This is a genomic window from Pseudoalteromonas sp. T1lg76 (assembly GCF_002964725.1).
Classification (GTDB): Bacteria; Pseudomonadota; Gammaproteobacteria; order Enterobacterales; family Alteromonadaceae; genus Pseudoalteromonas.
The window spans coordinates 95,393-105,319 of sequence record NZ_PQCE01000033.1 but is presented as its reverse complement, the minus strand read 5'-3'; the positions used below and the strand labels follow the sequence as shown (position 1 = coordinate 105,319).

Genomic DNA, 9,927 nt, shown 5'->3' with positions numbered 1-9,927 from the left:
GAGAGATGGCTGAGTGGTTGAAAGCACCGGTCTTGAAAACCGGCATAGGTTAATAGCCTATCTAGGGTTCAAATCCCTATCTCTCCGCCAAATTTATCAAACTGATTCGCGCCGGAGAGGTGGCCGAGTGGCTGAAGGCGCTCCCCTGCTAAGGGAGTATAGGGTTTGTAGCTCTATCGAGGGTTCGAATCCCTCCTTCTCCGCCATTAGTTTTGGAAAAAACCGCGCATTGTCGCGGTTTTTTGCTTTTCGGCGTTCAGTCGCAAGCGTCCAGCCTTCGGCGTCTCTGAACTGCGAAGTAATACTTCGGTTTCTGAGACCCTTCTCCGCCATTAGTTTTAAAAGAACCGCCTTTACGGCGGTTTTTTTATAACTAAATTTCGAGCAGGCGGACTTGGTTCGAACCCTTGTTCGACAAAATGTCAGGAACATTTTGAGCCGCGCAGGCGCCTATAAGGGCTAGCACAGGGACGTGCTAGAGCTACAAAATGCCTGGAGCATTTTGAGCCGCGTAGGCGCCTATAAGGGCTAGCACAGGGGCGTGCTAGAGCTACAAAATGTCAGGAACATTTTGAGCCGCGCAGGCGCCCGTAGGAGTGAGTGCGGCTGCAAGCGCAGGAGGCACGAGCGCTCATCCCCACTCGAAGCCATTAGTTAACGAAGAAAAACCGCGCATTGTCGCGGTTTTTTGCTTTTCGGCGTTCAGTCGCAAGCGTCCGAAGTTCAATCTCGCCCCCACCTCCTTAACTAAAGCTTAATTAGAGCTTGGTACTATCGGCAATATACCTATACACAGCACCCACTCTGTCAGCGGAAATAGCCGCTACTAATATATTGATTGTTAACGGGGTGTTGATTTCCCAATGGAAAGTTCTAGAATCTTATAACCCTAACCATACGGACATGTCCTATGAAATACCCAGTTATATTTGCCGCGGCTCTTTGTTTGACCACCTTGCCCAGCTATGCGGCGGTTTATAAATGCACCATCAATGGCGTGGCAACCTTTAGTCAGCAGCCCTGTGGCAAAGACGCGCAAATTATTAAGGTGCGTTACTCTGGCGCTAAAACAGTGACGGCCGTGACCAGCGAAGAAGACGATTCTCAACAGCCTAATGTGAGTGAGGTAGACAGCTACCTGAAGTCGCAAGAATACGACCGCCGCATCGCCATGCACCAACGTAATATCAGTGACTACGAAACGCGTATGGCTGAAGATCTGGCGCAGCTTGAGAATATAAATCAAGCAACCGCCAACTATTTAGGCGGCGACTCTATCGACGATGCGAAGAAGCAGCAAGCAACCATAGTGCGCGCCAATTATCACGCCCTTATCGAAAATGAAAAGAACGCGATCAGCGAATTGCAAAAGTACAAAGAAAATATCAACGCGGCGGCCAAGTTAAATAAACCGCTTTAACGCTGATACCAGCTGCGCCACATCCTGTTCATCGTTATAGATGTGAAACGACACTCGGGCTCCGAGGTGGCGCGCGTCAACGCTGATATTGTGTTGCTTTAATTCCTGCATCATCTGCTCTTGCCTGTCGCCGGCATGAAGAATCAGGGTACCGCTGCGCCGCCGTGCATCCAGTGGTGATGCCGCCAGGTGGGCACATTCTTCAAGTAATTGCCCTTGCAGCTTCAAGTTATGGGCGCGCACCTTGTCGATGCCAAAGTCATTAAACCAATTGATACTGTGCGCCGCTAACACATAGGGGGCGACGCTGGGTGTACCTCCCCAAAAGCGCAGCGCACTGTCGTGGTAAGCAAAGTGATGGATATCGAACTCGAATGGATTGGCATGGGAGAACCAGCCTACATCCTTAGGTTCACAGCCAGGTAATTGCTCGGCGCTCAGCCATAAATAGGCGGCTCCCGGGCCACCGCACAGCCATTTTACGCTCGATCCTATTAGAAAATCCGGTTGCACCCGGGCCAAATCCAAGGGGATCACCCCGGCGCCCTGAGCCACATCAACCAGACTTAAGATGCCCAGCTCCTTGGCGGCGGCCACTATCTCGGCCACCGGCGCCTGACGCCCGGAATTGGAATACACCTGGCTGATAAAGACCAGATCCATATCCCCTTGCAAATGTTGCTGCCACACCCGGATATCGCTGATGTCCTCGGAGGCGGGAATAAAGACGATTTCGCTGTCCGGAGTCAGAGATTTTTGCAACGCAAAACCCATGCTGGGAAAATCCTGTTCCGACATCAGCACCTTGCACTTGTTCTTACGCAAACGCGGGTGCGCCACAACCAACTTGCTCAGGGCACTGGAAAGATTCACCTGAGGACAAAACAAGCTGGCCTCTGAGTTAAACAGGCGTGCTAATGCGACGGTAAAATCCTGCACTGCCCCGAGCCACTGTGGCCATGGCTCGTTTTGCTCCTGCTGCCAGGGAGCGAAAAAATGCTCATGAAAGTGTTGCTCCGTCGAGCGCAGCGGACGACCCACAGAGTGACTTAAGAAATAAGGCCCTGCGGGCAAACGAAACTGAGTTTTCAAAACTTAATCCACCATCTTGGTTAGGCGCTGCACATCGTCGTAGCGGGTAAAAATATCATCGCGAGGACGCGCGGCACGGCGGTCACGGAGTGTTTCCAATTGCGCCAGAAGCACGGGCAAGGGCGGACCACTGGCGGTCACCTTATCCTGATGTTCGGCACCGAGCTGCTCATTCGGCACGCGAATATACTTCTCCACCAACTGATTATGGTGCTGAATGGCGGTCTGCCCATGCAGCTTGCACACGCTTAAAAATGCTTTAAGGTTATCCTGAAACCAGCTGGCCTTATGATGCTGCTTACCCACTTTCAGGAACTCATCCATAAAGGAAGGTAAACGCATACAATCGCGTAAGATACGCTGATCTTGCGGCATCATATAGAGAAACTTATCCACCAGCAGCTGCGAATAACTGACTTCATTGGCCTGACACAGGCCCAATAGCATATCAATCACGTTTATACCGGCAAAATCGCCGGCATTAGCGCCACGATACACCTCTTTACCGACACGATATGGCTTGTAATAGGGGCGCACACAGTAAAAGAATCTATCTGTATCAAGATGCAGGAAGAGGTAGCGGTTGCTGGTCATCACATCCTTTAGGGCCTGCTCGGCTACGGCCAATAGATCGGCGGCTATGGGGTGAGAAATCCCTAAGGGCTGCAAACGCAGCAAGGCATCGGCGGCGCGCTTATAGGCCAGGATCCCCTTGGTGTTGTAATCGACAAAAAGCTTTTCATCGGCCAAGTCGGTAAAGCGTTTATACACACCGTTTTCGGCGCTGTTATGGGTAGTTAAATGAGCAGTTGCAAAACGCGGCGTGACACCAATCGAGGCGCCTATATGCATGGCCAGAGTAGAAGCCGCCGTCAACGGCGATTGGGTTTCCCGCGATGGTTCGGTAATTTCATGGCGCCGACAGGCGGCCATATACAAGCCCACATTGCCTAGCAGATCAAACGCCTTATCAAAGCCCTGATCCGTATTACCTTCATTCACCAATTGCTGGATAAGCGCATTACCCTGGGCCACCATGGCTTCTTTAATTTCCTCGCCGACTCCGACAACATTGGCTCTGTCTTCCTGCTGCCAATATAAGTCTTCCAATTCGTTATTCAGGACAACGAAGTCGGTGCGGATCCAACGATCAAACGCGACTGAGTGACCAATCATAATGTGCTCATAAATTAGTCAATTATTACTACTAATTTAGCATAACTTTAAAAGTGAAATGACTTAACTTTTGCGACTCATGCCGCAGCATTGATAAATAAACACCCAAAAACAACGTGGCTCATGAGCGACTCCAGCCAAATAATTAAAATCGCCTCATGGCCTGCTGCACTTAGGGGCCGTACTTAGGGCCGCACTTAGGGCTGGCGATTAGGGCCCGCGATTAGGGCTAGGCGTAAAATCACCGCTTTGTTATGCTGCCCGTTATAAATTATCTAGAGATCAAAGCGATGCGTTTACTGTTATGTTTCCTGCTCGGCCTAACCAGTTCTTTTAGCTGGGCACAGACCTGCCTTAGCCATATAGATGATATCGACTACATAATGGCGGCCAAAAAGAATGGCAGCCATCGCTTTGCCCAAGATGCCTCTGTGCAAGCACTCGACCTCGACTCTCTGCCGCCATTTAGCGCCTATCTGGCCTCGGCCCGAGACTGGATTGACGCACGTAACCCTAGGGCCAGCCTGCCTTGCCCGGTACACACAGAAACCGTTAAGTTACTGCAAGCTCAAGGCGCTCTGGAGGCCGACTTGACCGTGAGCGATCTGCTGAGCCCTTTTGAGCTGCGCCATCCAGGCAGCAATAAGGCCGTACTTTTATTGCATGGCCTGACCGACTCCCCCTTTAGTTATCATTCCCTGGCGGCATTTTTCCATCGCCAGGGCTTTAATGTTCGCACCGTATTACTGCCCGGTCATGGCAGCGCCGCCAGCGATCTCCAGGAGGTGAGTTTTAAACAGTGGCAAGCCCTGACCCGCTATGCCATTGAGCGCACCAGCAAGGACTTCGAACAGGTTATTATCGGCGGCTACTCCACCGGTGCCGCCCTCGCCCTGGCTAACTTGATTGAACGCCCGGTGCCACAGCAGGTGCAGGCGCTGATGCTCTGGTCACCGGCAACCGAGCCCCATAACAAACAGGGCTGGCTGGCAAAATGGATAGACCGCATTCCCTTTGTAAACTGGATAGATAAGGACGCGGATATCGACTTTGCCAAATACGAGTCCTTCCCTTTTGCCGCCGCCAGCCTCGGCCATGAGGCTATGCGCCGCATCGATACTAAACACCTAGCCAAGGCAAAACTGCCCGACTTGCCGCTTTTTGTCGTCCAAAGTGAGGTGGATACCACCATAGATTCCCAGGCCACTTTGGCCCTGGTGAAGGCCTGGCATAATCCTCAGATGCGCCCAAACAGCGCCAAGGACATGCTGATTTATTACGGTAACCCGCAAACCGCCAAACGCTATTTGGGGAAGGATTTCCCGCTGCGTAGCTACGCCTGCCAGGCCAATCAGCCACCCTGTAATAAGATCATCGACTTATCACATATCAGCGTGGTTAATGCGCCAAATCACCCCTATTACGGCGTTCAGGGGCACTATCGCAATTGCGGCTCCTACCTGGAAGATGATAAGGCTTATCGCCGCTGTAAAACCCAAGCTCAGGTGCTTATCGGCGAGCGCAGCGAGGCAAATCTGGCCAAGGGACCACTTAAGCGTCTAACCTATAATCCTTTTTATGCCGAGCTGGAGCAGGATATGCGCACCTTCCTCGGGCATTTACATGAGTAACTTCAGCGTTTGCTTTTTTTCCAGCGCCCAGGCCTTGGGTAAATCGGCCTGGCAGGCGTTTTTTGACGCGGCCGAAGATCCCTTTACCAGCTATGAGTTTATTAATGCCCTAGAACAAACGGGCTGCACCAGCGCTCGCACTGGCTGGCAACCTCACCACTTGGCGCTTTACCACAAGCAAGAGCTGGCTGGCCTCGCCATAGGCTATATAAAAAGCCATTCCTACGGTGAGTATGTATTCGACTGGGCCATCGCCGAAGCCTATGAGGCACATGGCTTTAACTATTACCCCAAGTGGCTGTGCGCCGTGCCCTTTACGCCAGTGACAGGCACGCGCCTGGCCCTAAGCGATTCGGTAAATAAAACACAGGCGTTAGCGGCCATTCGCACCGCTTTGGATGAGCAGGCGCTGCAACTGGGCTGGTCCGGCTGGCATATCAATTTTTGCTCGCAGGCCCAGGCCGAGCAATTGCAGGAGCAAGGCCTGGCAAGACGCACCACGGTGCAGTTTCAGTGGCACAACCCAGGCTACCAAGACTTCGATGAATTTTGTCGGCAATTAAAGGCCCGCAAACGTAAAAATATAATCAAGGAGCGAGCTGCGGTCGCCAAGGCGGGGCTTAGAATAGAGGTTGCCAGTGGTGATGAAATTACGTCGGTGCATATACAGGCGCTTAGTGCCTTTTATCAGCGCACCTACCTCAAACGCTCGGGTCATCTGGGCTATTTGAATGCCGACTTTTTTACCCGACTAAAACAGAGCATGAGTGAGCATCTGGTGGTGATAAGCGCCTATGACGGCGAGCAAATGGTCGCCGCCAGCCTGTTTCTGCGTGGCCAAAACACGCTTTACGGGCGTTACTGGGGATGCCTTGAGCACTATGACCGCCTGCACTTCGAGCTTTGTTATTATCAAGGCATAGAATATTGCATAAATCAGGGGTTGGCGTACTTTAACGGCGGCGCCCAAGGGGAACACAAACTTGCGCGAGGCTTTACCCCTCAGCTGACCCATTCCTGCCACCGCTTTATCAACAGCCCCTTTGCTGCCGCCATTGATGACTTTATCGTCCGCGAAACGCGACAACACAGCCTATATTTGCAGCAATGTACCGGGTTATCTCCGTATAAAGTGCAATAAGCGATTGTTGGCGGGCATGGCGATATCGGCAGCCAATTCCAGCCCGGCGGCTGCGGCCAAACCCACCACCCATTGCTGGTCACGCAAACCGCTTAAGGGGTCGCGCTCACGCAGACTGGCATCGAAGCGGGCATTGCTGTCGCTGGTGTAGGCGCCGTTGTAATTAAAGGGGCCATAAATGCACAAGTTACCGCCTTGGCTAAGGTGCTGCTTAACGCCATGGAAAAATGCTCGCACCAACTCCTCGCTAACAATATGCAGGGTATTGGCGGTGAAAATGCCGTCAACTTGCGCCAACGGCCAGCTTTGTCCGAGATCCAACGCCAGCGGTGGCAAAATATTGCCGCTCTCGGCAGTACATATAACCTGCTTGATCAGCTCATGGTTATAGGCTAAATCGCTTGTTTGCCAAAGTAAGTGCGGCAAATGCGCGGCAAAATGCAGCGCATGCTGGCCGGTGCCAGAGCCAATTTCCAATACCCTTTGGGTCTGAGCAAAGATCTGCGTCAACTCGGCGAGAATCGGCCCCTTATTGTTCTCACATGCCTGGGATAAGCCGCTAATTTTCATAATCTAAGGTCGTAAGAAGAAATTAAATTCCAGCGCCTTTTCCGCTAGGCTTTTAAAGCGTCCGGACGCACCTCCATGACCACTCTCTAAGTCGGTTTTAAACAGCAGAAGATGGTCATCGGTTTTGTATTCACGCAGCTTGGCCACCCACTTCATCGGCTCCCAATACTGCACCTGGGAATCGTGCAGGCCTGTAGTTACCAGAATATGGGGATAGGCCTGGGCACGAATATTATCATAGGGTGAATAGGCGGCTATGGTGCGGTAGTCCTGCTCGTAATTTGGGTTGCCCCACTCGTCATACTCATTGGTGGTCAGCGGAATGCTGGTATCAAGCATGGTGGTCAGCACATCCAAAAACGGCACATGACAGCCGATAGCACGGTATAAATGCGGTGCCTGATTGACTACGGCGCCCATCAAGAGGCCACCGGCGCTGCCGCCACTGGCAAAGATCTTATCGGCGGCACCATAGCCCTGCGCCACCAGCGCTTCAGTGACATCGATAAAGTCGTTAAAGGTGTTTTGCTTATGCGCCAGCTTACCGGCTTCATACCAGGCGCGCCCCAACATTTCGCTGCCACGAATATGGGCGATGGCATAAACAAAACCACGATCCAGCAGGCTTAAAATGCTGCTCGAGAAACTGGGGTCTATGGTGATACCGTAGGCACCATAGCCATATTGCAACAAGGGGTTAGTGCCGTCTTGGGTGAAGGTATCGCGGCGATAAACCAGGGATACGGGCACCTGCACGCCATCCCGCGCGGTGATCATCAGTCGCTCGCTTTGGTAATCCTCAGCGTTAAATTCGCCCAGCACCTCTTGCTGCTTCAACAGCTTACGCTCCAGGGTATTAAGGTCAAATTCGTACAAACTGCCTGGGGTAGTCAGGCTGCTGTAGTAAATGCGCACGCTGCCTACATCCGGCTCTGGGTTCATCCCCATACCGGCGTAATAACAGGGATCGCTAAAGCTTAGGGTCTGCCCTTCGCCCTGCATTTTGCCCTGCTGATGTTGATAAACCACAAAGCGGATCTGCCCCAGCTCCCGCTCGGTCACCAGCCAGTAACCCTTAAAGAGATCGACGCCCTCAAGTAGAACATTATCGCGGTGGGCAATAAGCTCCAGCCAGGTATCTGGGTCGGCTATGGTGCTGGCATCCGCCTGCATCAGGCGGAAGTTTTTCGCGCTTCGGTTAGAAACTATATAAAAATGCTCACCGAGCTTATCCACTTCATACAGATGGCCCATTTCGCGGGGCATTAGAGGCTTAGGTTGTGCTTTGGGATCATTTGCATCAAGCACATAAGTGTGACTGGTTTCGGTGGCTTCCAAGTCGATAAAAATCAGGCTTTCATCACGACTTTTTCCCAGGCCCATATAAAAGCTGCGGTCCAACTCTTCATACACCAGTTCATCTTCGCCTTGGGCGCTACCCAGGTGATGGCGAAAAACCTGAAAGCCCAGGAGGGTTTGCGGGTCTTTCTTAATATAATAAAGGGTGCGATTGTCGTTAGCCCAGACCACTTGCCCTTCACATTCAAGCAGCACATCATCGAGCAACTCACCACTTTGCAGGTCTTTTATGCGCGCCTGGTAAATACGACGGCCACTGGTGTCTTCACAATAGGCAAGAAGTTGTTCGTTTGGGCTCACCGCCATATCGGCTAAGTCATAAAATTCATGACCTGCGGCGAGGGTGTTCACGTCGAGAAGCAAGGTTTTATTGTCGCCGCTAAAGCTGCTGGCGCGATAATGCTTGGCGTATTCGTCATCTCCGGACACTTCGCTGTGATACCAGTAATGGCCATCGCGCACCGGCACAGTGTTATCATCTTTTTTGATGCGCGCCTTCAGCTCGGCGAAAATCTGTTCCTGTCGGGCTGCACTTGCAGCTAACTGAGCATCGCAATAGGCGTTTTCTTCACGTAAATGTGCGAGAACTTCCGGGTTTTGGCGCTGATCATCGCGCATCCAATAGTAATCGTCTTGTCGTTGTTGGCCATGCTGAGTAAGCAAATGGGGGATTTTTTTGGCGATGGGGGCTTGCACGCGCAACCTCAATACACTGAAACTGGACGCTCAGTGTATCATACCCATTCTCTTAAATAGCTAATCATTCTAGCGGGCTGAATATCATGCTAACCGCATTGGTATCACTTGTGCTTTCGCACTATGACTCTATTTCTTGCCAGGCGGTGTGCCAATTGAGGCCTAAGCCGGGTTCATATTGCTCGTGATTATTTCCGCCTAAGCGGCACAATTCGGTGTAGGGCCAAGGTTTACAGCGATAAACCTTGCCGGTAGCCAGATGCAGAACACGATCGCCGGCGCAATAGAGTTCATGGTCGACGGGAAAGATATGATCATAACCCTGGTTATTATGCTGACCCCTGTGCTGCTGTTTCGCCGCACACTTGTAGTTAATAACCACCTCACAGATACCACTGTTTGAACAGGCAAAAATTTCATTGCCACGATACGCGGTGATGAGCCCATGTTCGGTTAATTTACCCGCTTGCATCAGGGGTATATGGGTATTGATATAGTGGGCAAGGTCGCGAGTCCAGTTTTGCGGCTCGCCATGCAGATCGGACTTAATATGCAGCTTAAAACTCAGTCCTTGAACCAAACCTTGATGATCGTACACCTCAACTTCGACAGTATCGCCGCAAAATAGCTGCGTATAACTGCTTAGCGTACCCACACTGAGCCAACTGGCTGCAGGAAGAACTCCGCCCATGTTCGAGTATATGTCTGTATGTTCGGCTAATTGCAATTTGTTACCCCTTGCTTAGTCAGCGACCAAAGCACACTTCAGAACCAGGATGCGTTAAACTTTTAAGCTCACTTTGGGCTTGTTGGCCTTAGCTCTTATCGTTAAAGAACCTTCT

8 protein-coding genes and 1 tRNA gene are annotated in these 9,927 nt (G+C 51.7%); 4 read left to right on the top strand and 5 right to left on the bottom strand.

Annotation, left to right across the window (positions count from 1 at the left end; translation table 11 throughout):
- The first annotated feature begins 113 nt into the window (after nt 1-113).
- Both C2M35_RS12415 and C2M35_RS12410 read left to right on the top strand, forming a co-directional pair.
- Nucleotides 114-206: transfer RNA gene (locus tag C2M35_RS12415), tRNA-Ser, on the top strand.
- 704 nt (nt 207-910) lie between these two features.
- Complete coding sequence (locus tag C2M35_RS12410) at nt 911-1,420, top strand: DUF4124 domain-containing protein (RefSeq protein WP_105258273.1); 510 nt, start codon at nt 911-913, stop codon at nt 1,418-1,420.
- Here C2M35_RS12410 and C2M35_RS12405 read toward each other — a convergent pair.
- Both C2M35_RS12405 and C2M35_RS12400 read right to left on the bottom strand, forming a co-directional pair.
- Nucleotides 1,403-2,512, bottom strand: coding sequence for an aminotransferase class V-fold PLP-dependent enzyme (locus tag C2M35_RS12405; RefSeq protein WP_105201145.1), 1,110 nt, complete (start codon nt 2,510-2,512; stop codon nt 1,403-1,405). The two genes, C2M35_RS12410 and C2M35_RS12405, sit on opposite strands and share 18 nt — an antisense overlap.
- Nucleotides 2,513-2,515: 3 nt before the next feature.
- Nucleotides 2,516-3,688: a PrnB family protein gene (locus tag C2M35_RS12400; protein ID WP_105201146.1), complete on the bottom strand. Its 1,173-nt coding sequence runs from the start codon at nt 3,686-3,688 to the stop codon at nt 2,516-2,518.
- A 290-nt stretch (nt 3,689-3,978) separates the two neighbouring features.
- On the opposite strand from C2M35_RS12400, the gene C2M35_RS12395 reads away from it, so the two are divergent.
- Both C2M35_RS12395 and C2M35_RS12390 read left to right on the top strand, forming a co-directional pair.
- The gene (locus tag C2M35_RS12395; RefSeq protein WP_105265488.1) at nt 3,979-5,319 is read left to right on the top strand and encodes an alpha/beta hydrolase; all 1,341 of its coding nucleotides are present in this window, start codon (nt 3,979-3,981) and stop codon (nt 5,317-5,319) included.
- Entirely contained in the window at nt 5,312-6,460 is a 1,149-nt protein-coding gene (locus C2M35_RS12390) for a GNAT family N-acetyltransferase (protein WP_105201147.1), read from the top strand. The genes C2M35_RS12395 and C2M35_RS12390 overlap by 8 nt, the downstream gene beginning before the upstream one ends.
- On the opposite strand, the gene C2M35_RS12385 is transcribed toward C2M35_RS12390, so the two are convergent.
- The 3 genes from C2M35_RS12385 to C2M35_RS12375 form a co-directional block, all read right to left on the bottom strand.
- Nucleotides 6,437-7,030, bottom strand: a complete 594-nt coding sequence (locus C2M35_RS12385; protein WP_105265487.1) for a DUF938 domain-containing protein — start codon at nt 7,028-7,030, stop codon at nt 6,437-6,439. The two genes, C2M35_RS12390 and C2M35_RS12385, sit on opposite strands and share 24 nt — an antisense overlap.
- 3 nt (nt 7,031-7,033) lie before the next feature.
- Nucleotides 7,034-9,091: a S9 family peptidase gene (locus C2M35_RS12380; protein ID WP_442792759.1), complete on the bottom strand. Its 2,058-nt coding sequence runs from the start codon at nt 9,089-9,091 to the stop codon at nt 7,034-7,036.
- A 115-nt stretch (nt 9,092-9,206) separates the two neighbouring features.
- Nucleotides 9,207-9,812 carry a chitin-binding protein gene (locus C2M35_RS12375; RefSeq protein WP_158677980.1) on the bottom strand — a complete coding sequence of 202 codons (606 nt, stop codon included), beginning with the start codon at nt 9,810-9,812 and terminating at the stop codon, nt 9,207-9,209.
- Nucleotides 9,813-9,927: the final 115 nt, after the last annotated feature.